18 protein-coding genes and 2 pseudogenes are annotated in these 21,543 nt (G+C 67.9%); 11 read left to right on the top strand and 9 right to left on the bottom strand.

Going from position 1 to position 21,543, the window contains the following annotated elements; all coding sequences use genetic code 11:
• The first annotated feature begins 105 nt into the window (after nt 1-105).
• The 10 genes from AU187_RS14685 to AU187_RS14730 all read left to right on the top strand — a co-directional run bounded on the left by AU187_RS14685 (nt 106) and on the right by AU187_RS14730 (nt 11,958).
• On the top strand, nt 106-711 hold the full coding sequence (locus AU187_RS14685) for a TetR/AcrR family transcriptional regulator (RefSeq protein WP_059098424.1): 606 nt from the start codon (nt 106-108) through the stop codon (nt 709-711).
• Nucleotides 712-798: 87 nt separating this feature from the next.
• On the top strand, nt 799-4,446 hold the full coding sequence (gene mfd, locus AU187_RS14690) for a transcription-repair coupling factor (protein ID WP_059098056.1): 3,648 nt from the start codon (nt 799-801) through the stop codon (nt 4,444-4,446).
• Between the two features lie 244 nt (nt 4,447-4,690).
• Complete coding sequence (locus AU187_RS14695; protein ID WP_059166883.1) at nt 4,691-5,230, top strand: hypothetical protein; 540 nt, start codon at nt 4,691-4,693, stop codon at nt 5,228-5,230.
• Nucleotides 5,231-5,405: 175 nt separating this feature from the next.
• Nucleotides 5,406-6,506: a nucleoside triphosphate pyrophosphohydrolase gene (locus AU187_RS14700; protein WP_059098054.1), complete on the top strand. Its 1,101-nt coding sequence runs from the start codon at nt 5,406-5,408 to the stop codon at nt 6,504-6,506.
• Nucleotides 6,507-6,614: 108 nt separating this feature from the next.
• On the top strand, nt 6,615-7,346 hold the full coding sequence (locus AU187_RS14705; protein WP_059098053.1) for a lytic transglycosylase domain-containing protein: 732 nt from the start codon (nt 6,615-6,617) through the stop codon (nt 7,344-7,346).
• A gap of 86 nt (nt 7,347-7,432) precedes the next feature.
• The gene (gene eno / locus AU187_RS14710) at nt 7,433-8,722 is read left to right on the top strand and encodes a phosphopyruvate hydratase (RefSeq protein ID WP_059098052.1); all 1,290 of its coding nucleotides are present in this window, start codon (nt 7,433-7,435) and stop codon (nt 8,720-8,722) included.
• Between the two features lie 15 nt (nt 8,723-8,737).
• Complete coding sequence (locus AU187_RS14715) at nt 8,738-9,439, top strand: FtsB family cell division protein (RefSeq protein WP_059098051.1); 702 nt, start codon at nt 8,738-8,740, stop codon at nt 9,437-9,439.
• On the top strand, nt 9,432-9,929 hold the full coding sequence (locus tag AU187_RS14720; RefSeq protein WP_059098050.1) for a DUF501 domain-containing protein: 498 nt from the start codon (nt 9,432-9,434) through the stop codon (nt 9,927-9,929). Before AU187_RS14715 ends, AU187_RS14720 begins: the two co-directional genes overlap by 8 nt.
• On the top strand, nt 9,922-10,869 hold the full coding sequence (locus AU187_RS14725) for a Ppx/GppA phosphatase family protein (RefSeq protein WP_059098049.1): 948 nt from the start codon (nt 9,922-9,924) through the stop codon (nt 10,867-10,869). The genes AU187_RS14720 and AU187_RS14725 overlap by 8 nt, the downstream gene beginning before the upstream one ends.
• A gap of 111 nt (nt 10,870-10,980) precedes the next feature.
• On the top strand, nt 10,981-11,958 hold the full coding sequence (locus AU187_RS14730; protein ID WP_059098048.1) for an Acg family FMN-binding oxidoreductase: 978 nt from the start codon (nt 10,981-10,983) through the stop codon (nt 11,956-11,958).
• On the opposite strand, the gene AU187_RS14735 is transcribed toward AU187_RS14730, so the two are convergent.
• The 6 genes and pseudogenes from AU187_RS14735 to AU187_RS14760 form a co-directional block, all read right to left on the bottom strand.
• Nucleotides 11,955-13,676 (bottom strand): GAF domain-containing sensor histidine kinase, encoded by a 1,722-nt coding sequence (locus AU187_RS14735; RefSeq protein WP_059098047.1) that lies wholly within the window; start codon nt 13,674-13,676, stop codon nt 11,955-11,957. The genes AU187_RS14730 and AU187_RS14735 overlap by 4 nt on opposite strands.
• Entirely contained in the window at nt 13,673-14,308 is a 636-nt protein-coding gene (dosR, locus tag AU187_RS14740) for a hypoxia response regulator transcription factor DosR/DevR (RefSeq protein WP_059098046.1), read from the bottom strand. Before dosR ends, AU187_RS14735 begins: the two co-directional genes overlap by 4 nt.
• Before the next feature lie 25 nt (nt 14,309-14,333).
• A pseudogene (locus AU187_RS14745) lies at nt 14,334-15,321 on the bottom strand (Acg family FMN-binding oxidoreductase).
• Complete coding sequence (locus tag AU187_RS14750) at nt 15,305-15,757, bottom strand: pyridoxamine 5'-phosphate oxidase family protein (protein ID WP_156425489.1); 453 nt, start codon at nt 15,755-15,757, stop codon at nt 15,305-15,307. Before AU187_RS14750 ends, AU187_RS14745 begins: the two are co-directional and overlap by 17 nt.
• Before the next feature lie 5 nt (nt 15,758-15,762).
• Entirely contained in the window at nt 15,763-17,172 is a 1,410-nt protein-coding gene (locus AU187_RS14755; RefSeq protein WP_059098044.1) for a WS/DGAT/MGAT family O-acyltransferase, read from the bottom strand.
• A gap of 74 nt (nt 17,173-17,246) precedes the next feature.
• On the bottom strand, nt 17,247-17,705 hold the full coding sequence (locus AU187_RS14760; RefSeq protein ID WP_059098043.1) for a DoxX family protein: 459 nt from the start codon (nt 17,703-17,705) through the stop codon (nt 17,247-17,249).
• A 91-nt stretch (nt 17,706-17,796) separates the two neighbouring features.
• On the opposite strand from AU187_RS14760, the gene AU187_RS14765 reads away from it, so the two are divergent.
• Nucleotides 17,797-18,483 carry a helix-turn-helix transcriptional regulator gene (locus AU187_RS14765; protein ID WP_059098042.1) on the top strand — a complete coding sequence of 229 codons (687 nt, stop codon included), beginning with the start codon at nt 17,797-17,799 and terminating at the stop codon, nt 18,481-18,483.
• Between the two features lies 1 nt (nt 18,484).
• Here AU187_RS14765 and narI read toward each other — a convergent pair.
• From narI to narH, 3 genes and pseudogenes are all read right to left on the bottom strand, one after another.
• Nucleotides 18,485-19,219, bottom strand: a pseudogene (narI, locus tag AU187_RS14770) (respiratory nitrate reductase subunit gamma); the annotation flags it as partial.
• Complete coding sequence (gene narJ / locus AU187_RS14775) at nt 19,218-19,871, bottom strand: nitrate reductase molybdenum cofactor assembly chaperone (protein ID WP_059098040.1); 654 nt, start codon at nt 19,869-19,871, stop codon at nt 19,218-19,220. The pseudogene narI and the gene narJ, both read right to left, overlap by 2 nt.
• Complete coding sequence (gene narH / locus AU187_RS14780; protein ID WP_059098039.1) at nt 19,868-21,535, bottom strand: nitrate reductase subunit beta; 1,668 nt, start codon at nt 21,533-21,535, stop codon at nt 19,868-19,870. The genes narJ and narH overlap by 4 nt, the downstream gene beginning before the upstream one ends.
• Between the last annotated feature and the right edge of the window lie 8 nt (nt 21,536-21,543).

The following is a 21,543-nucleotide window of genomic DNA, read 5'->3' on the forward strand; positions in this document are numbered from 1 at the left end:
CATCGCGGCTCGTACCTCGCCGCTTGATCGTCGCCGGACGTCCAACGCACTACGCTCAAAAGCGTGGCTGCACTCGACAAAGAGATGCGGGCTCCGCGCGCGCGGATGACCGGCGCCGAACGCCGCCACCAGCTCATCGACGTCGCCCGGTCGCTGTTCGCCGAGCGCGGCTACGAGGGCACCTCGATCGAGGAGATCGCCCAGCGCGCAAACGTCTCCAAACCCGTCGTCTACGAGCACTTCGGCGGCAAGGAAGGGCTGTACGCGGTGGTGGTCGACCGCGAGATGTCCGCGCTGCTCGACGGGATCACGTCGTCGCTGACCAGGATGACCAACAACCGCTCTCGGCTGCGCATCGAACGGGTCGCGCTGGCGCTGCTGACCTACGTCGACGAGCGCACCGACGGGTTCCGCATCCTGATCCGCGACTCCCCGGCGGCGATCACGTCGGGCAGCACATACTCGACGCTGCTCAACGAGGCCGTCAACCAGGTGTCCTCGATCCTGGCCGGCGATTTCTCCCGCCGCGGGCTCGACCCGGAAATGGCGCCGCTGTACGCCCAGGCTCTGGTCGGGTCGGTGTCGATGACCGCGCAGTGGTGGCTCGATGTCCGTGAGCCGAAGAAGGAAGTGGTGGCCGCACATCTGGTCAACCTCTGCTGGAACGGCTTGATGCATCTGGAGAACGACCCGCCGCTGCTCGACGAGTAACGCCCACAAGCGATTTCGGCACGGAACCCGTCGCTGCGGCGACTGGCAGCGCACCGGGACCGCCACTCCACTTAAGATGGACTCATCATGACCGCATCGGGGACCGTATCTGTCCCGACCCCGATCGCCGGGCTTGTCGAACTGGCGTTACGCGATCCCTCACTGGTCGAGCTCTCGCGTCGTGCCGCCGACAGACCCGCCGATCTCGCCATCGTCGGACCGGCCAGCGCCCGGCTGTTCGTCGCGTGCGCGCTCGAGCAGACCGGACCACTCGTCGTGGTCACCGCGACCGGTCGCGAGGCCGACGACCTGACGGCTGAACTGCGCGGTGTGCTCGGCGACGCCGTCGCGATGTTCCCGTCCTGGGAAACGCTGCCGCACGAACGGCTCTCGCCGGGGGTCGACACGATCGGTGCGCGGCTGATGGTGTTGCGCAGGCTTGCCCGTCCCGATGACGAGCGTCTCGGACCGCCGCTGCGCGTGGTCGTCACGACCGCCAGGTCGCTGCTGCAGCCGATGGCACCCGACGTGGCGGACGTCGAGCCGGTGACGTTGACCGTAGGGGTCGAATCGGACTTCGACCACGTGATCGCGCGCCTCGTCGAACTGGCCTACACCCGTGTTGACATGGTCGGCAAGCGCGGGGAGTTCGCGGTTCGCGGCGGCATCCTCGACCTCTTCCCACCGACCTACGAGCACCCGGTTCGCATCGAGTTCTGGGGCGACGAGGTGTCCGAGATGCGCATGTTCTCGGTCGCCGACCAGCGGTCGATCCCCGAGATCGCGGTTGACACCGTGATCGCCGTGGCGTGCCGCGAAGTGCTGCTGACCGACGACGTGCGCGAGCGTGCCGTCGAACTGGCCCGCCAGCATCCGGTGCAGGAGAACACGCTGCCGGGCACCGTGCCGGACATGCTGGCCAAGCTGGCCGAGGGCATCCCCGTCGACGGTATGGAGGCCCTGCTGCCGCTGCTCAAGCGAACCGAGGACCGCGGCCAGTTGTCGACGTTGTCCGACCATCTGCCGGCCGGCACGCCGCTGTTGATCTGCGACCCGGAGAAGGTCCGCACCCGTGCCGCCGACCTGATCAAGACCGGCCGCGAGTTCCTCGAAGCGTCGTGGTCGGCCGCAGCTGTCGGGGGTGACACCCCGATCGACCTCGAGGCCCTGGGCGCGTCGGGATTCGTCGAACTCGACGACGCCCGCTCCGCCGCCCGCGCCACGGGCCACCCCTGGTGGACGCTGAGCCAGTTGTCCGACGAGTCCGCGCTCGAACTCGACATCCGGCCCGCCCCGTCAGCTCGCGGTCAGCAATCCAGCGTCAACGAGATCTTCGCGATGCTGCGCGGCCACGTCAGCACCGGCGGCCACGCGGCCGTCGTCACCCCCGGTGCAGGCACCGCGCAGCGTGTGGTCGAGCAACTCGCCGAATCCGACGTTCCCGCAGGGCTTCTGGAGCCGGGTAGCACGCTCAAGGAAGGCGTCGTCGGTGTGCTCAAGGGCCCTCTGCACGACGGCGTGATCATCTCGGGCGCGAACCTAGTGGTGATCACCGAGACCGACCTCACCGGCAACCGGGCCGCCGCCACGGAGGGCAAGCGGCTGGCCGCCAAGCGGCGCAACGTGGTCGATCCGTTGGCGCTCACCGCCGGTGACCTGGTGGTGCACGACCAGCACGGCATCGGCCGCTTCGTCGAGATGACCGAGCGCGTCGTGGGCGGCGCCCGCCGCGAGTACCTGGTGCTCGAGTACGCGTCGAGCAAGCGCGGGCAGAAGGCCGACCGGTTGTACGTGCCGATGGATTCGCTCGACCAGTTGTCGCGCTACGTCGGCGGCGAGTCACCGACGCTGAGCAGACTGGGCGGCAGCGACTGGACGAATACGAAAAGCCGCGCGCGCAGTGCCGTCAGGGAGATCGCCGCAGAGTTGGTGTCGCTGTACGCCAAGCGGCAGGCCTCACCCGGCCACGCATTCGCTCCGGACAGCCCGTGGCAGGCCGAGATGGAGGACGCGTTCGGCTTCACCGAGACCGTCGACCAGCTGACCGCGATCACCGAGGTCAAGGCCGACATGGAGAAACCGGTCCCGATGGACCGGGTGATCTGCGGCGACGTCGGCTACGGCAAGACCGAGATCGCGGTGCGCGCGGCGTTCAAGGCGGTGCAGGACGGCAAACAGGTCGCGGTGCTGGTGCCGACGACGCTGCTGGCAGATCAGCACCTGCAGACGTTCAGCGAGCGTATGGCCGGTTTCCCGGTCACCGTGAAGGGCCTCAGCAGGTTCACCACACCCGCCGAGTCCAAGGCGGTGCTCGAGGGCATGAAGGACGGCAGCGTCGACATCGTGATCGGTACGCACCGGCTGCTGCAGACCGGCGTGACGTGGAAGGACCTCGGCCTGGTGGTGGTCGACGAGGAGCAGCGCTTCGGCGTCGAACACAAGGAGCACATCAAGTCGATGCGCACCCACGTCGACGTGCTGACCATGAGCGCCACCCCGATTCCCCGCACGCTGGAGATGAGCTTGGCAGGCATCCGCGAGATGTCGACGATCCTCACCCCGCCCGAGGAGCGCTATCCGGTGCTCACCTACGTGGGGCCACATTCGGATAAGCAACTCGCGGCCGCGTTGAGACGCGAGTTACTCAGGGACGGGCAGGCGTTCTACATCCACAACCGGGTCAGGTCTATCGACCAGGCCGCGGCGAAGGTCAGCGAGTTGGTGCCCGAGGCCCGCGTCGTCGTCGCGCACGGCCAGATGCCCGAGGAACAACTCGAGCGCACCGTCGAGGGATTCTGGAACCGCGAATACGACATCCTGGTCTGCACGACGATCGTCGAGACCGGCCTGGACATCTCCAACGCCAACACGTTGATCGTCGAACGCGCCGACACGTTCGGCCTGTCCCAGCTGCATCAGCTTCGGGGTCGCGTCGGGCGTAGCCGCGAACGTGGGTACGCCTACTTCCTCTATCCGCCGGAGGTTCCGCTGACCGAGACCGCCTACGACCGGCTGGCCACGATCGCGCAGAACAACGAGTTGGGCGCCGGCATGGCCGTCGCGATGAAGGACCTGGAGATCCGCGGCGCCGGCAACGTGCTCGGCGCCGAGCAGTCCGGCCACGTCGCCGGCGTCGGCTTCGACCTCTACGTGCGTCTGGTCGGCGAGGCGGTCGAGGCTTACCGCGCGGCCGCGGACGGTAAAACCGTTGCCGCGCCGGAAGAACCGAAAGATGTGCGGATCGATCTTCCCGTCGACGCGCATCTGCCGCCGGACTACATCGGCAGCGACCGGCTGCGGCTGGAGGGGTATCGCAGGCTGGCGGCGGCCGCCGACGAGAACGCGGTCGATTCCGTCGTCGAAGAGCTCGTCGACCGGTACGGTCCGCTGCCCGAGCCTGCGCAGCGGCTGGTGGCCGTCGCGCGGCTGCGGTTGCTGCTCAAGCACTACGGCATCACCGAGGTCAGTTCGGTCTCGGAGTCGACGCTGCGGTTGGCGCCGCTGCAGCTGATGGACTCCCAGCAACTTCGGCTCAAGCGCATGTACCCGAGCGCGCACTACCGGGCGACCACGTCGACGGTGCAGGTCCCGATCCCGCGCGCCGGAGACGGCCTCGGTGCGCCACGCATCCGCGACCTCGAACTGGTGCAGATGGTCGCCGACCTGGTGCTGGCTCTGGACGGCAAGCCGCAGGGCAGCGTCGACGTGATTTCCGGATCGAATTCTCCGGCCTAATCGCCTGGTCAGGGCGTTTTCTGCAAACTTTTCGACCCTCGGATCGGGCAGCGCTGATAACGGGGCGGGGGCGCGGATGCGACATACACAGCGGGGGGTCAAGGTGTTGCATTAGTCGTCCAAACCTGGGGCGGCGCGATCGTCCGACAGTCGGCGGTCGAGCAATTTCCTAAACCGAACATCACGCGATTGCCATCGAGCCTGTTGGTGCGCGTCGCGATGACGCAAGGCGAAGGAGTGAACGATGAACTTGAAGAAGTTGGCTGTAACCACGACGATGACCGGTGCACTCGGACTCGGCTCGCTCGGCCTGGGTGCGGGTCTCGCACAGGCCGACCCGCCGCCGCCGCCCGTACCTGTGCCGGCCATCCCGAACGTGGACGTGCCGAACGTGAACATCCCCGATGTCAACGTTCCGGGCGTCAATGTTCCCGACGTGAACGTGCCGGATGTGAATGTTCCCGACGTCGACGTGCCGGATGTGAACGTGCCCGACGTCGACGTGCCGGATGTGAACGTTCCCGACGTCGACGTGCCGGATGTGAACCTTCCCGACGTGGAGTTTCCCGAGGTAGACAACTACTTCAAGCTTCCGAACGGGCACATCCCGCCGGGACAGCTGAAGAACGCAGCGTTCATCAACGGGATCCCGAACCCGTTCTTCGGAATCCCTCCGGGCCAGCTCAAGAAGCTGCCTGAGGTGAACGGCATCGTCAACCCGTTCTTCGACGAGGCGCCGGGGCACTGGGAGATCCCGGACGACCCGTTCCCGTCGGAGTCCTAAGTCACGACACGATGGCCGCCTTGCCTTCCCGGCAGGGCGGCCATCCTCTGTCGGAGCCACCCGGTGACGGTGAAGCGCGCGTTGCCAGGTCTCGGCAGGCGCCGAGGCCCGACAATGGGTTGGTATAACCGAGAGATCAGCGGTCTCGTCGACAAGCGTGAGGGGGTGCAGCCCGATGACCGTCGTATTGGTCGACCCCCGCCGCCCGTCACTGATCCCCATCGACGCGATCGATCTGCTTGCCGGTGACGTTCAGTACACCGAGGAGATGCCGATCAAGGTGCCGTGGTCGTTGCCCTCCGCGCGACCCGCCTACGACGGCGACCAGGCACCGGTGCTGCTGTCCTCCGACCCGGAGCACCCCGCGGTCAAGGCCCGGCTGGCCACCGGCGAAAAAGTGATCTCCGCGCCCGAGGCCGCGCCGGGGGAGCGCCTGGTCGACGCGGTCGCGATGATGGACAAGCTTCGTACCTCCGGACCGTGGGAGAGCGAGCAGACGCACGACTCGCTGCGGCGCTATCTGCTCGAGGAAACCTACGAGGTGTTCGACGCGGTGCGCAGCGGCAACGCCGATGCGTTGCGCGAGGAACTCGGAGATGTGTTGTTGCAGGTGCTCTTTCACGCCCGCATCGCCGAAGACGCGCCGCAGAATCCGTTCAGCATCGACGACGTCGCCGATTCGCTGGTGCGCAAGCTGGGCAACCGGGTGCCGGCGGTGCTCGCCGGTGAACCGATCTCGCTGGACGAACAGCTCGCGCAGTGGGAAGAACGCAAGGCTTTAGAGAAGAGAGCGAAGTCCCGCTTCTCAGTTATCGACGATGTGCCGACCGGCCAGCCCGCTCTGGCATTGACGCAGAAGGTGATCGAACGGGTCAGCGCCGCCGGGCTGCCCGCAGACCTCGTCCCAACGGCGATGACGACGGTGACCGTGTCGGCGGGCAGCGATGCCGAGAACACGTTGCGGTCGGCCACCCTGGAGTTCATGGAAGCCGTCCGGCGGGCCGAGCACGCGGTCGCGGTCAGCCGCCGCGGCGACGACGTTCCCGAGGAACTCGACGCCACGTCGTTGGGCCAGGTGACCGAGGAGGAGTGGCGCGCGCACTGGCCGTCCGGCGAGAAGGCCGGAAACGACCACGATGCCGACGCCGATGAAGTTATCGAGACCGAAGAATCAGATGAGGTGGATGCGGCTGAGGAGGCGGAAGAGGCCGATGCGGTGGAAGCGGCCGACGAGGCTCAGACCGAAGTCGAACAAATAGCGGATTCGGCGCGCTGAAAACCGCTGAACGATCATTTGCGCGCCCGAATCGCTCACTCCGCTGAGCCGCCGCGTCCGGGACGCGTGGGAACATTGGCAGCAACCGAAGTTGGTTGAGGGGATTTAGTGTCGCCGGTGCGTTGGCTGCGTGCTGTCGCCGTGTTGGGTGCGACGGCGCTGCTCTTGGCTTCGAGCTGCTCGTGGCAGCTGGGTACACCCATCCCCGAGGGTGTACCCCCGCCGCCGGGCGATCCGGTGCCCAAGATCGACACCTACGCCAAGGGCCGCCCGGCTGATCAACTCCGAGACTGGGCCGCCGAACGCTCGCCCAAGCTGGGCATCCCCGTCGCCGCCCTCGAGGCCTACGCCTACGCGGCCCGGGTAGCTGAGGTGGAGAACCCCGACTGCAAGCTGGCGTGGACGACGCTGGCTGGTATCGGCCAGGTGGAAAGCCACCACGGCACCTACCGCGGCGCGGCCATCGAGGCGAACGGCGACGTCAAGCCGCCCATCCGGGGCGTCTGGCTCGACGGCACCAACGGAAACCTGGAAATCCTCGACGACGCCGCGATCAGCCACGACGGCGACTCGCAGTTCGCCCGGGCGATGGGGCCGATGCAGTTCATCCCCGAGACCTGGCAGCACTACGGCGTCGACGCCAACAACGACGGCCACATCAGCGCCGACAACATCGACGACGCCGCGCTGTCGGCGGCCGGGTATCTGTGCTGGACCGGCAAGGACCTTGCGACGCCGCGCGGGTGGATGAACGCGTTACGCGCCTACAACCTCTCCGACCAGTACGCGCGCACGGTGCGCGACTGGGCCACCGCCTACGCCAACGGACACCCCCTCTAAACACGCCGGGCGAACAGTGAGGCTCTAGGCTCGTCGGTTGACGGCGCACCACCGCCGAGACAACACGGACACCCGAGGAGACGCCAGTGCCCACAATCGATCAGGTCGGAGCCCGAGAAATCCTCGACTCCCGGGGAAACCCGACGGTCGAGGTCGAGGTTCTGCTGGGAGACGGCTCGTTCGCGCGCGCCGCGGTGCCGTCGGGTGCGTCGACGGGTGAACACGAGGCGGTCGAGCTCCGCGACGGCGGCTCCCGCTACGGCGGCAAGGGCGTCGAAAAGGCCGTGGAAGCCGTGCTCGAGGAGATCGGTCCGGCGATCATCGGACTGCAGGCCGACGATCAGCGGCTCGTGGACCAGGCGCTGCTCGATCTCGACGGCACGCCCGACAAGTCGCGGCTCGGCGCCAACGCGATCCTGGGCGCCTCGCTGGCCGTGGCCAAGGCCGCGGCCCACGCGGCCGATCTCGACCTGTTCCGCTACATCGGCGGCCCCAACGCCCACATCCTGCCGGTGCCGATGATGAACATCCTCAACGGCGGCGCACACGCCGACACCGGCGTCGACGTGCAGGAGTTCATGGTCGCGCCGATCGGGGCGGCGTCGTTCAAGGAGGCGCTGCGCTGGGGCGCCGAGGTGTACCACTCGCTGAAGTCGGTGCTCAAGAAGCAGGGGCTGGCGACCGGTCTCGGTGACGAGGGCGGGTTCGCCCCCGACGTCGCGGGCACCAAGGCCGCACTCGACCTCATCCTGTCCGCGATCGAGGCGAGCGGCTTCAAACCCGGCACGGATGTGGCGCTGGCGCTCGACGTCGCCGCGACCGAGTTCTACTCCGACGGGCAGGGCTACACGTTCGAGAACGAGGTACGCAGCGCCGAGGCGATGGGCCAGTTCTACGCCGGCCTGCTCGACACCTATCCGTTGGTCTCGATCGAGGATCCGCTGTCGGAGGACGACTGGGACGGGTGGGTCGCGCTGACGTCGGCGATCGGGGACCGGGTGCAGCTGGTCGGCGACGACCTGTTCGTCACCAACCCGGAGCGCCTCGAGGACGGCATCCAAAAGGGCGCCGCCAACGCGCTTCTGGTGAAGGTCAACCAGATCGGCACGCTGACCGAGACGCTCGACGCGGTGGCGCTGGCTCACAACAGCGGCTACCGGACGATGATGAGTCACCGCAGCGGCGAAACCGAGGACACGACGATCGCCGACCTCTCGGTCGCGGTGGGCAGCGGGCAGATCAAGACCGGCGCACCCGCCCGCAGCGAACGCGTCGCCAAGTACAACCAGCTGCTGCGCATCGAGGAGAACCTCGGCGACGCCGCCCGCTACGCGGGCGACCTGGCGTTCCCACGGTTTGCGCTGGACTCGAAATAGGCCGTGAAATAGCCCGTGCCCGAAGCGAAACGGCCCGACCCGAAGCGTCGGTCACCGACCTCCCGACCAGGTAAGTCGGGCAAGGCCGGCGCCGTCGGGAAGGGCCGTCCGCGCACGGCGGCACGCCGTGAGCCGCGAGGTACCGAATCGCGACCCGCCGCCGAGGCGTCGCCGGAGTCCCAGCCGAAGGACACCGGCGTCGTCATCCGGCGCGCGATCGCAGACTCGGCGGAACAGCAGTCCGAGCAGCGGTTCGGCTCAGCGGCGCGGCGCGCAGCCATCCTCGCGGCGGTGGTGTGCGTGCTGACGCTCACCATCGCCGGACCGGTGCGCACCTATTTCGCGCAGCGCACCGAGATGAAGCAACTTAAGGCCACCGAAGAGCAGTTGCGCGCCCAGATCGCCGACCTCGAGCAGCAGAAGGTGAAACTGGCCGACCCGGTGTTCATCGCGGCGCAGGCCCGCGAGCGTCTGGGCTTCGTCATGCCCGGGGAGATCCCGTACCAGGTACAGCTGCCCGCGAACGCCGCCGTGCCCGGCGCACCCGACGAAGAACCGACGGCCGCACACCGCGACCAGCCGTGGTACACGGCGCTGTGGCACACGATCGCCGATGCGCCGCACGGGATTTCGCCCGAACCCCTGCCGGGGGCGCCACCGCCCGTGCCCGGTGCGCCCGAACCACCGTCTCCCGCCCCGCCCGCTCCCGGTGGTTGAGCGCTCGGACCTCGACGCCGTCGCGCGGCAGCTGGGTCGTGAACCCCGCGGCGTGCTCGAGGTCGCCTACCGGTGTCCCAACGGCGAGCCCGGGGTCGTCAAGACCGCGCCGAAACTTCCGGACGGAACACCGTTTCCGACGTTGTACTACCTGACCCATCCGGCGCTTACCGCGGCCGCCAGCAGGCTGGAGTCCTCCGGGCTGATGCGGGAGATGACCGAACGCCTCAAGACCGATCCGCAACTGGCGCAGGCATATCGGAAGGCGCACGAATCGTATCTCGCCGAGCGAGACGCGATCGAACCGTTGCGCACGACGTTCTCCGGCGGCGGCATGCCGGACCGGGTGAAGTGCCTGCACGTGCTGATGGCCCACTCCCTGGCGAAGGGGCCCGGCACCAACCCGCTCGGCGACGAGGCGCTGGCCGCACTGGCCGACGACCCGGCCATGGACGGCGTCCTCGAGCCCGGAAGGTGGTCTGATGAATAGGGTCGGCGCCGTCGACTGCGGTACCAACTCCATCCGGCTGCTGATCGCCGACCGGGTGCACGGCAAGCTGACCGACGTGCACCGCGAGATGCGGATCGTCCGGCTGGGCCAAGGAGTCGACGCCACAGGGCAATTCGCCGCCGACGCACTCGACAGGACGAAGGCGGCGCTGATCGACTATGCCGACCTGATGCGCCGCCACGACGTGTCGAAGGTGCGCATGGTCGCCACCTCGGCGACCAGGGACGCCGCCAACCGCGACGTGTTCTTCGCGATGACGGCCGAGGTGCTGGGCGCGGTGGCGCCGGGTGCGGTCGCCGAGGTGATCACCGGAACCGAGGAGGCCGCGTTGTCGTTCCGCGGCGCCGTCGACGAACTGGACGCCGCCGCAGCACCTTTCGTGGTCGTCGACCTCGGCGGCGGTTCGACCGAGGTGGTGCTGGGCACCGGCGGCGCCGACGTGACCGCCAGCTATTCGGCCGACATCGGCTGCGTCCGGCTGACCGAACGGTGCCTGCACTCCGATCCGCCGACCCCCACCGAGGTCGCTTCCGCGCGAGAGGTGGTCCGCGCCGGGCTCGCCGAGGCGTTCGGCGCGGTGCCGGTCGAACAGGCCCGCACCTGGGTCGGGGTGGCGGGCACCATGACCACGCTGTCGGCGCTGGCGCACCGGATGCCGGCGTACGATGCGGCCGCCATTCACCGGTCGCGGGTTCCGTTCGGCGAACTGCTGAGGGTATGCGACGAGCTGATCGCGATGCCGCGTAGCCGGCGCGCAGCGCTCGGACCGATGCACGAGGGCCGCGTCGACGTCATCGGTGGCGGCGCGATCATCGTCGAAGAGTTGGCGCAGGCGTTGCGGCAGCGGGCCGGCATCGACGAGTTGACCGTCAGCGAGCACGACATCCTCGACGGTATCGCGCTTTCGATCGCCGACTGACCGCCGACGCAATTTTCCTCACATCGAGGACCTTCGTCCCTAGTCCGGTGCTGTCGGCGCGAGCCATTGTGGAGTACGAGAACGAATCACACAGGAAGCGCACGAACCGCCATGACCGCTCACTTTCCGGATCGCGACACCATCCGCACGGCGTTGTCGCTCGCCACCAGGGCGCCCTCCATCCACAATTCGCAACCGTGGCGGTGGCGGGTCGGAGACGAAAGTCTGCACCTGTACGCCGATCTGGACCGGCAGCTGCACAACGCCGATCCCGACAGCCGCGATCTGCTGTTGAGTTGCGGAATCGCGTTGCACCACGCGGTGGTCGCGTTGGCGGCGCTCGGCTGGCACGCCAAAGTTCACCGGTTCCCGAATCCCGCGCAACCGCAGCACCTGGCCGCCATCGAGGTGCGGCCCCGGACCGCCGGCGAGGTGGATGTGGTCCTGGCAGCGGCGTTCCCGAGGCGACGCACCGACCGCAGGCTCTACAACTCGTGGTGCGTCCCGGAGGCCGACATCGCGTTGATGGGTGCACGGGCCGCCCGGTGCGGCGTGATGTTGCGGGAGGTCGCGTTGCTTCCGAAGCTGCAACACATTGTCGCCCAAGCTGTGCAGCAGCACGTCTCGAACGAGGACTACCTGCGCGAGTTGACCGTGTGGAGCGGACGCCACGCATCGCTGGCGGGGGTGCCCGCCCGCAACATTCCGCAGTCGAATCCGGCCGCCGCGCTCCCGGGGCGCCTCTTCGCCGGTCCCGCGCTGGCCCAGCCGCCCGAGGTGTCGCCAGAAGACGACTCGGCGACGGTGCTGGCGCTGGGCACCAAGGACGACAGCCCGCTGGCCAGGCTGCGCGCCGGTGAGGCCACCAGCCTGACGCTGCTCACGGCAACCGCGCTGGGGTTGGCGAGCTGCCCGGTCACCGAACCCCTCGAGATCGCCGAAACGCGGGAGGCCTTGAGGGAGGACGTGTTCGGCGACAGCGGTTATCCGCAGATGCTGTTGCGCATCGGCTGGGCGCCGGTGAACGCCGATCCGCTGCCGTCCACACCGCGGCGTGCGTTGGCCGACGTCGTCGAGTGGCCGGACTAGTTCCTGGCCAGAGGCGCCCACCACCGCAGCAGCGTGCCGCCTTGCGGACGGTGCTCGAGCGTGAACGCCCCGCCGACCTCGTCGGCGCGCTTGCGCAGGTTCGCCAGCCCGCTGCCGGTGATGTCGTCGGGAACGCCACGGCCGTCGTCGGCGACCTCGATGGTGAGGTTGTCGTCGACCCGGACACCGACCGTCATCGTCGTCGCCTGCGCATGCCGAACCGCGTTGCTGACGGCTTCTCGCACAACGGCTTCGGCGTGATCAGCCAGCGTCGCGTCGACGACCGACAGCGGCCCGGCGAACTGCACCGTGGTTCGCAGCCCCGTATCGGAGAACTCGTCGACCGCCGCGTCCAGCCGTTGGCGAAGCCGCGTCGCGACCGACGGGGCGCTCTGCAGATTGAAGATCGTGGTCCTGATCTCCTGGATGACCTCCTGCAGATTGTCCACGCAGTCGGTCAGCCGCTGTTGGATTTCCACCGACCGCGCTCGCGGAATCGTGCCCTGCAAAGACAATCCGACCGCGAACAGCCGCTGAATGACATGGTCGTGCAGATCACGTGCGATGCGGTCCCGATCGGTCAGCACGTCGAGTTCGCGCATCCGGCGCTGCGAGGTGGCGAGTTGCCAGGCGAGCGCGGCTTGATCTGCGAAGGCGGCCATCATCTCGAGCTGTTCAGAGGTGAACGGGTACGCGTCTTCGCCTCGAACCGCGGCCACCACGCCGGCGACCGCATCGGTGGCGCGAAGCGGCAGCACGAGCGCGGGTCCGACGCCGGCACCGACGCCGATGTCGACGGATCCGAACTTGCGCGGGATCCCGTCGAGGAACGCCTTACCGATCGGTGAGTCGGGGACGGGAATGATTGTGCCGCACCGTTCGCCGCCCAGCGCGCCGGCGACGGCCGCCACCGACAGCTCGACGGCATCGGCCGCCGCAAGGTCGACGTCGACCGGCATCGCGACGACCGTGGCGTCCGCGCCGGTCAGGTTCAGCGCCTGCGCCGCGATGAGCCGAAACACCGCCGCAGGCTCGGCACCGGACAGCATCTCGTTGGCGATGTCGCGGGTCGCCTCGATCCACGACTGCCGGGCCCGGGACTGCTCGTACAGGCGCGCATTCTCGATCGCGATGCCGGCCGCGGCGGCGAACGCTTCGACCAGAATCTCGTCGTCCTCGCTGAACGGTCGACCATCGGCTTTCTCCGCGAGATACAGATTGCCGAACACCTCGTCGCGGATCCGCAGCGGAACCCCGAGGAAGGTGGACATCCGCGGATGATGCGGGGGAAAGCCGACAGATGCCGGATGCTGTCGAATATCCTCCAGCCGAATGGGTTTCGGATCATCCATCAGCACGCCGAGCACACCCCGGCCTTCGGGCAGGTGCCCGATCAGGTCGCGCGTCGGCTCGTCGATTCCCTGGTAGACGAACTCGACCAACTCGTGGCCGTCGCCGCGAACGCCGAGCGCACCGTACCGGGCGTCGACAAGTTCGCTTGCGGTGCGCACGATCGTGCGCAGCGTCGCATCCAACTCCAGGCCCGCGGTGACCACCAGCATGGCGTCCACCAGGCCGTCGAGGCGGTCGCGGCCCTCGACGATCTGACCGACCCGGTCTTGCACCTCGGCCAGCAGTTCGCGAAGCCGCAGCTGCGACAACGTATTACGTAGCGACCGACCTTCGCTCGACCGGTTCGGCGCAGTCGGGTCGGTCACGGTTTCCGGTCCAGTTTGGATGCGAAGACCGCTGCCTGGGTCCGGCGCTCCATGCCGAGTTTCGCCAGCAACCGCGACACGTAGTTCTTCACGGTCTTCTCCGCCAGGAACATCCGCGCCGCGATCTGCCTGTTGGTCAGCCCTTCGCCGAGCAACCCGAGCAGTGTCCGCTCCTGTTCGGTCAGCCCGGAAAGGGGGTCCTTGCGGTCGGCCGAGCCGCGCAGCTTCGCCATCAACGCCGCCGCGGCGCGGTTGTCGAGAAGTGATCTGCCCGCGCCGACGTCCTTGATGGCCTGCGCGAGCTCCATCCCCTTGATGTCCTTGATGACGAATCCGCTGGCGCCGGCGAGGATCGCATCGAGCATCGCCTCGTCGGAGGTGTACGACGTCAACATCAGGCAGCGCAAATCGGGCAGGTCGGACAACAGGTCGCGGCACAGTTCGATGCCGTTGCCGTCGGGCAGGCGCACATCGAGGACGGCGACATCCGGGCGTACGGCGGGGATTCTGGCCATGGCCTCGGCGACGGACCCGGCTTCGCCGACGACCTTCAGTTCCGGATCCGATGCCAGCAGGTCGACCAGGCCGCGCCTGACGACCTCATGGTCGTCGACCAAGAAGACCGTGACCACGCGAAGCCCTCCCAACTCAGCACCGTTAGCGGCGAGTCTCCATGACTTCCCGTACCGACCGCCGCGGTGTCGGTGCCGGCGTTTCTTCGATGGTGGGCGCTTTCCCGACGCGAATCAACACCTGCGGCACCGCGTTGCGGCCCGTCAGCCGGCGGACGGCGTCGCGACCGGCCTCGACCTCGGTGAGGTGCGTCATCGGGCAGGTCGCCAGCCCGGCGATCGTGAGGTCCAGCAACAATCTCGACAACGCCTGACCGCAGTTGAGGGCGTCCTCGCGGGTGTCCGCCGGAGTGGACAGAACCAGGATCTCCGCTTGGTCGTGCGCGGTCACAGACCGGCGGTCGAGATGACCACTGGGCCGGAAGTTGCGGTTGACGCCCACCCGTCGCCGCTCCGATTCGGACACCAGGGCGCTCGGCGGAACACCTTCGGACAGCCGGAAAGGCGCGGTCCACCACTGAAGTTCGCGATGGTAGAGATCGTCGGCGGAACGCAGCGACTCGGTGAGCCGCGCAGCCTCGGCCAGTTCGGAATGCGTGTGCGCGGCCAGGACGTCGACGAAGAACCTCTCGTCGGAAGCGTTCGGTAACAACAGGTCCAGCGGATCGCCGGGCGCCCGGAACGGCAGCCGATCCGTGCGCCGGCGCAGGAATTGCATCGGCGCGCTCACGCACCGCGGGTGTGACTTCCCGCGGAGAACTGATCCGCACCGACGCGAGGAGGTCGATGCTGTCCGGGTCGGGAAACGTTTCGACGGTGGTGTTCCAGCCGGCCGCCGCCGTCGCGACGCGGAAGTGGTCGAGGGCCGCGCCGCAGCCGATGAGGGCCTCGCGCCCCGAGCTGTCTGCCGAGCGGATCACCCGACTGCGGTCGGCGTGCAGTTCGATCGTCGTATTGCCGACCACCCACCGCCACGGTTGGCTGTTGTGCAACGACGGTGCGCGGCAAGCCAACTCGACGGCGTTGGCGATCAGTTCGATGTCGACCGTCGTGGTGTCAGGACGAGACGACATTTTCGTCCCTTCCGCGATACTGCGGCACGCCGCGTTCCCGGAAGCGACGTCCGGTCATCTTCTCGGTACGGATCCGCACGAAGTGATCCCGACGTCCGTCCACCCACGGCTGAAGAAAAGTTCCGGACAGTTCGACGAGCTCCTCGACATCGGTGATGGGCTCGGCGTGCCCGACGACGGTGACACTCCAACCGGTGCGCAGGTCCGCATCGAGTTCGTCAGCCTGGAACGCCACGACCTGATTGTTGGTGGCGGCGGCCAGTTTCGGGCCGCCGGCGACCCGGATCACGACGTCGTCACGCCACAGTCGGAAGTTCACCGGCTGCACCGCGGGCAACGCGTCCTCGGTGAAGACGAGCCGCCCCACCCGGACTCCTTGCAGCAGATCCAGACACTGCCTGCGGTTGAGTGCCTCCAGCTCATGTCCCGTGGTCACCGCGATCATCCTCCTTGCACCAGCGCCAGGGTGCCGACCGGGGTGGCGCGCCAATGGCCGCTCAGGCAGGCCAGTCGGCTCACCGCCCGCTCGATGCCGTCGGCGAGTTCGTTGACGTCGGGTGCGGCGTCGTAGTCGCCGATGATGCCGAACGCGAGGTGGTCAGCGTAGCTCAGCATCGCGATGCCGGTCCGCAATTGAAGCGCCAGCGGCGGGATGGGCAGCAACCGGATGACCTCTCGGCCCATGAGCCGCAACCGTTTGCGGGGTCCCGGGACATTCGTCGCCAACGTGACGACCCCGCGCTGGGGGAGCCGGGTCAGCGTCCGAACCGCCCACGCCGTGAGCGCATACGGGATCGCGTTCGCCGCGGCGACGAAGATGCTGCCCGCCTCGCGTTGTCCGCTCGCCTTGGTTTTGGTCAGTCGAGCGCGCACGGTCTGCAGCTGCTGGATCGGGTCGGCCTTGTCCACCGGGAGGTAGGGCAGCATCACCGAGACGCGGTTGTCGGGCTTGTCGGCCGCGTCGGTGGACCGCACCGACACCGGCACCAGCGTGCGCAGTGACGTGCTCCGGGGCTGCTCGCCGCGACGCATCAGCATCGTGCGGAAGCTGTCGGTGATCGCCGCCAGCGCAACGTCGTTGACCGTGACATCGAAGCGTTCGCAGATCCGCGACACGTCGCCCAGCGACACCTCGACCGAGGCGTAGCGGCGCATGTTCGTCACCGGCCCGGTCAGCGACGACGAAGCGGCGGGCCGCAGCAGTCCACCCGCGATTTCGACCGCCCCCTGCAACGCCTGGCCGGCGGCGGACGTCACCCCTCGAGACGTCCGCCACGCCGAGGCCACCCAGTCGAACGGGTTCAACGACAGCGCCGGTAGCCGCAGGCCGCCCGGCGCCGGCGCGTGCGCAGCGCGGATCGCCGTCGCGAACGTCTCGCCGCCGTGGTCGTCACAGAGCCCGGTGAGCAGATGCGTCGCCGCCACCCCGTCGGCGATGCAGTGGTGGATCTTCATCAGCATCGCCCACCGGTTGTAGGCCAGGCCGTCGACGATCCAGCACTCCCACAGCGGCCGGTCGCGGTCCAGTCGTCGCTCCATCACCTCGGCGGCCCAACGGAACAACGCCGCATCGTCGCCCGGCCGCGGCAACGCCGCCCGACGGATGTGATGGGAGATGTCGACCTCGGCGCCCTCAATCCACTCCGGGGCACCGAGATCGAGCGGACGCATGCGCAGGGTCTGCCTGAACCGCGGTACCGCCATCAGCCGCTCGGCCAGACCGGTTGCGAGCGAGTCGAAGTCGGGCATCGGTCCGGCGAGGACGGCGATGGCGCCGATCGCGAGGCTCACATGGGGGTCGGAGTCCTCGGCTTGCAGGAATCCCGCGTCCAGGGTGGTGAGCTGCTCCATACGTCCACTGTCTGCCGCCGGTGGTCGCGGCAGTAGGGGCTTAGGTCCCTACTTTGCCGGTCCCTACTTGACCATCACGGTGTGGTGCGGCGGTGCAGCGGCGTGTCGTACACCGATGCCAGCCACCCGAGGGCCAACGCGCCCACCAGCAGGCCGAAGTCCCGCAGCGCGACGTCATAGAACCCGGGGTAGCTCACCAGGTTGACGATGATCCCCGCGAGCCAGAGCGCGACGACGTAGGCGGCGTATCGAGGTTTCACCGCCACCGCAACGCCGGCCACGATCTCGATCACCCCGACGAGCAGCATCGTCTGGTGCGCGGTCAGAGGACTGAGGTCGACGATCCACGGCGCGAGGTAGCCCTCCCAGTCGGTCAGCAGATTGGTGAATTTGTCCAAGCCCATCAGGATCGGCAGCGCGGTGAATCCGATCCGCAACAGCAGATAGGCCGCGTAGGCGGGATCGGTGCGGGCGCGTTGCAGCGGACCCGTCGGCGCGTGGTCCGGCGCGGGCTGGACGTTCGAGGTGGTCATGGGGAACCCCTTTCTAAAACATCAACTTATGTCTTTTAGACCACACCCGCGGCATAGATTTGTCAATAGTTATTAGTGTTAGAATTTGCAGATGGCCCGCCGGTTCGCGGACTCCGCCTCGTTGACGGCGCTGAACAGCCTGGATGATCCTCTGCGCCGCCGGTTGCACGACTATGTCGTGGAGCGCGGCGCGCCGGTGTCGCGCGACGCGGCCGCCGCCGCGGTGGGAATCGGCCGCACCTTGGCCGCCTACCACTTGGACAAGCTCGCCGACGCCGGCCTGCTGGCCGTCAGCTACCAGCGGCCGGCCGGTCGCGGCGGACCCGGCGCCGGGCGTCCCGCCAAGCTCTACACCCGCACAGCGGACGAGATCGTCGTCAGCGTGCCGCCGCGCGACTATCTGTTGCTCGCGCGGTTGCTCGTCTCCTCGATCGAACAGGACACCGGCGGGACGGTCCGGTCGGCGTTGACGATCGCCGCCCGCGACACCGGGCGACGGGCCGCCGTTGATGCCGACGGCGACGTGATGGAAGCGCTGCGCGACTGTGGCTACCTACCCCAGGCGGACGCCGACGGCTCTATCACGTTGCGCAACTGTCCGTTCCACTCCGTTGCGAAGGACCACCTGGAGGTCGTGTGCGGATTGAACCTTCAGCTGGTCGAGGGCGTCATCGAGGGCAGTTCGAGTCCCGGGGCGCGCGCGGAACTGAGCCCTCGCCAGGGTAGGTGCTGTGTGCTGGTGCGCGGCGCGTCCGATCAGCGCGCAGAGAACGCCTGAGTCACCAGCCGCGGCGGTGCGGGCGCGAACCGACGAGCTCACCGCTGTCGACGACATCGCGGCTGCGGTAAACGATGTACGGCCGGAACAGGTAACCGATCGGTGCACTGAACACATGCACCAGCCGGGTGAACGGCCACAGGCAGAACAGCACCAGCGCGATCATCACGTGGATGTGGAACCACAGCGGCGCCTGCGCCATCAGGTCGCCGCGCGGCTGCAGGATCCAGATGGACCGGAACCACGGCGACACGGTCTGGCGGTAGTCGTGTTCGGCGCCGACGGGTGTCGCACCGATCAGGGTGCACGCCAGACCGGCGATTATCGCCATCACCAGCACCAGATACATGACCTTGTCGTTGCCGGTGGTGGCCAAGAAGACGGGGCCCGTGGTGCGGCGGCGGAAAACCAGCAACGCGATCCCCGTCAGCGTGGTGACTCCGGCGATGGCGCCGAGGACCATCGCCTGCAGGTGGTAGGCGTGATCGCTGAGCCCGATTGCGTCGGTCCATGATTCAGGGATCACCAACCCGATGATGTGCCCGACGATCACCACCAGGATGCCGAAGTGGAACATCGGGCTGCCGATGCGCAGCAACCGAGATTCGTACAGCTGCGACGAGCGGGTGGTCCAGCCGAACTTGTCGTAGCGGTATCGCCACCAGATGCCCACCGCGACGATCGCCAACGTCACGTACGGCACGACGTCCCAGAAGATCTCCCAACCCGACATGTCAAACTCCTTGGACGCGTCGGGGCGGCACCGTCAGGGTGAACGGTTGCAGCCCAACGGATTCGGTCGGCGGACCCGCGGCGGCCAGCCGCTGCGCCCGCTGGGTTTCTGAGTCGGTTCGCAGCGGAAGCGTCTCGCAGACGGCGCTGACCGCGTGCAGGTAGGGCGAGCACCACTGTTCCAACGCGTCGCGAAGCAGGTCGATCGGCACCCGGTGCTCGATGAGGAGCCGTCGGCCCGCCGCCGGGTCGACGGTCGCGGCGAACTCGAGCACCACCGGGAGATAGTCGGGGGCCTCGCGCTGCGGCGGGTCGACTCCGGCTTCCCGATAGGCGCGAGTGAACGCCAGCATGTGGTTGCCGCGGTTGCGGGTGTCGCCGGCGGTCCAGTAGGTCAGGTACATCGTGGCGCGGCGCCGCATGTCGAAGGTGTTGACATAGTCGATCTGCGCCTGCATCGGCTCGATCGCCCGCACCGCGGCGACGGTGTCACCGAGGAGCTGGGCGGGCCTGCCCGACAGGTGTGCCAGCAGCTCTCCGACGGTGGTCAACCGCTCGGCATGCTGATCGTCGGGGTAGGCCAACAGCAGGGCGGCGGCCTGCCACACGAGTCGATGCTCGAGCGTCGACTCTCGTTGACTTCTACGGAGTTTCATTGCTCCGGCCTGCGGTCGGGGAAGATTCCGCTGGGCTCGCCGCGGCCGTCCCAGTTGAGCAGGTTCACCCGCGACGGGCGCGACTCGGTGACCGCAATTCCCTCACTGGTCTGCCGGTGGTGCAGCGCGTGGAAGCTCTCCACCGCCACCGGCACCGGGCCGCCGCTGGCCTCTCCGAACGGCCCCGAATCGTACATACCCGGCCCGCCCTCGAACGACAGCGAGCAGCCGGGTTCCTCGAGCGCCTGCGCCTCCAAGGCGTGCGCGTCGGCGACGTACGCGGTCGGAATGACGTAGCGCTCTTCGTATTTCGCCAACGCGAGCAGACGGTACATCTCGTAGATCTGCTCTTCTGTCATTTCGACCGCCTGCGGGATGTGCGGCTGGGTCTCCCGACCCAGGCTGATGTCACGCATGTAGGACCGCATCGCGGCCAGCCGGCGCAGCACGCCCTGCACCACAGCGGTGTCGCCGGCGGTGAACAGCCCGGCGAGGTATTCGATCGGAATGCGCAGCGCCTCCAGCGCGCCGAACAGATTGCCCAACTCCTCGCCGTCGTGGCCGTCGCGGGCGACGGCGTCGACCACCGGCGACAGCGGCGGGATGTACCAGACCATCGGCATGGTCCGGTACTCCGGATGCAGCGGCAGCGCCACCTGGTAGCGGTGGATCAGTGCGTACACCGGTGAGCGCTGCGCGGCCTCGATCCACTCCTCGGAGATGCCCTCGGCGTGGGCCCCGGCGATCACCTCGGGGTCGTGCGGGTTCAGGATGATCGACTTCTGCGCCTCGTAGAGGTCGGCATCGCTCTCCACCGACGCCGCCTCGAGCACGCGGTCGACGTCGTAGAAAACCAGACCCAGGTACCGCAACCGGCCCACACAGGTCTCCGAACACACCGTCGGCAGTCCGACCTCGATGCGCGGATAGCAGAACGTACACTTCTCGGCCTTGCCGGTCTTGTGGTTGAAATACACCTTCTTGTAAGGGCATCCCGACACACACATCCGCCAGCCGCGGCAGCGGTCCTGATCGACCAGCACGATGCCGTCCTCGGAGCGCTTATAGAGCGCACCCGACGGACACGACGCGACGCACGACGGGTTCAGGCAGTGCTCGCAGATGCGCGGCAGGTAGAACATGAACGTCTGCTCGAGTTCGAGGCGGACCTGCTCGCTCACCTGTTTCAGCACCGGATCTCCGGACACGATCTCCGGTGAACCGCCGAGGTCGTCGTCCCAGTTCGCCGACCACTCGACCTTCATCGGTTCGCCGCTGATCAGGCTGCGTGGTGGCGCCACCGGCATGTGTTCGCCCAGCGGCGCCTTGGTCAGGTTCTCGTAGTCATAGGTCCACGGCTCGTAGTAGTCGCTGATGCTGGGCATCTTCGGGTTGGCGAAGATCCGCAGCAGCTTGCTGAGCCGGCCGCCGTCGCGCAGCCGCAGCCGGCCCTTGCCGTCGCGTATCCATCCGCCACGCCAGCGCTCCTGATCTTCGTAAGTGCGTGGATATCCTTGGCCGGGGCGGGTTTCGACGTTGTTGAACCAGACGTACTCGGTGCCGGGCCGGTTGGTCCAGGCCTGTTTGCACGTCACCGAGCAGGTGTGGCAGCCGATGCATTTGTCGAGGTTCATCACCATCGCCATCTGCGCCATGACTTTCATTTCCTGCC

Source organism: Mycobacterium sp. IS-1556, assembly GCF_001499985.1.
Taxonomy (GTDB): domain Bacteria; phylum Actinomycetota; class Actinomycetes; order Mycobacteriales; family Mycobacteriaceae; genus Mycobacterium.

What these genes read in the sequence shown, in the direction of transcription:
- AU187_RS14685 (WP_059098424.1), top strand. Translation starts at nt 106, where the DNA reads ATGACCGGCGCCGAACGCCGCCACCAGCTCATCGACGTCGCCCGGTCG.
- mfd (WP_059098056.1), top strand. Translation starts at nt 799, where the DNA reads ATGACCGCATCGGGGACCGTATCTGTCCCGACCCCGATCGCCGGGCTT.
- AU187_RS14695 (WP_059166883.1), top strand. Translation starts at nt 4,691, where the DNA reads ATGAACTTGAAGAAGTTGGCTGTAACCACGACGATGACCGGTGCACTC.
- AU187_RS14700 (WP_059098054.1), top strand. Translation starts at nt 5,406, where the DNA reads ATGACCGTCGTATTGGTCGACCCCCGCCGCCCGTCACTGATCCCCATC.
- AU187_RS14725 (WP_059098049.1), top strand. Translation starts at nt 9,922, where the DNA reads ATGAATAGGGTCGGCGCCGTCGACTGCGGTACCAACTCCATCCGGCTG.
- AU187_RS14730 (WP_059098048.1), top strand. Translation starts at nt 10,981, where the DNA reads ATGACCGCTCACTTTCCGGATCGCGACACCATCCGCACGGCGTTGTCG.
- AU187_RS14755 (WP_059098044.1), bottom strand. Translation starts at nt 17,172, where the DNA reads ATGGAGCAGCTCACCACCCTGGACGCGGGATTCCTGCAAGCCGAGGAC.
- AU187_RS14760 (WP_059098043.1), bottom strand. Translation starts at nt 17,705, where the DNA reads ATGACCACCTCGAACGTCCAGCCCGCGCCGGACCACGCGCCGACGGGT.
- AU187_RS14765 (WP_059098042.1), top strand. Translation starts at nt 17,797, where the DNA reads ATGGCCCGCCGGTTCGCGGACTCCGCCTCGTTGACGGCGCTGAACAGC.
- narJ (WP_059098040.1), bottom strand. Translation starts at nt 19,871, where the DNA reads ATGAAACTCCGTAGAAGTCAACGAGAGTCGACGCTCGAGCATCGACTC.
- narH (WP_059098039.1), bottom strand. Translation starts at nt 21,535, where the DNA reads ATGAAAGTCATGGCGCAGATGGCGATGGTGATGAACCTCGACAAATGC.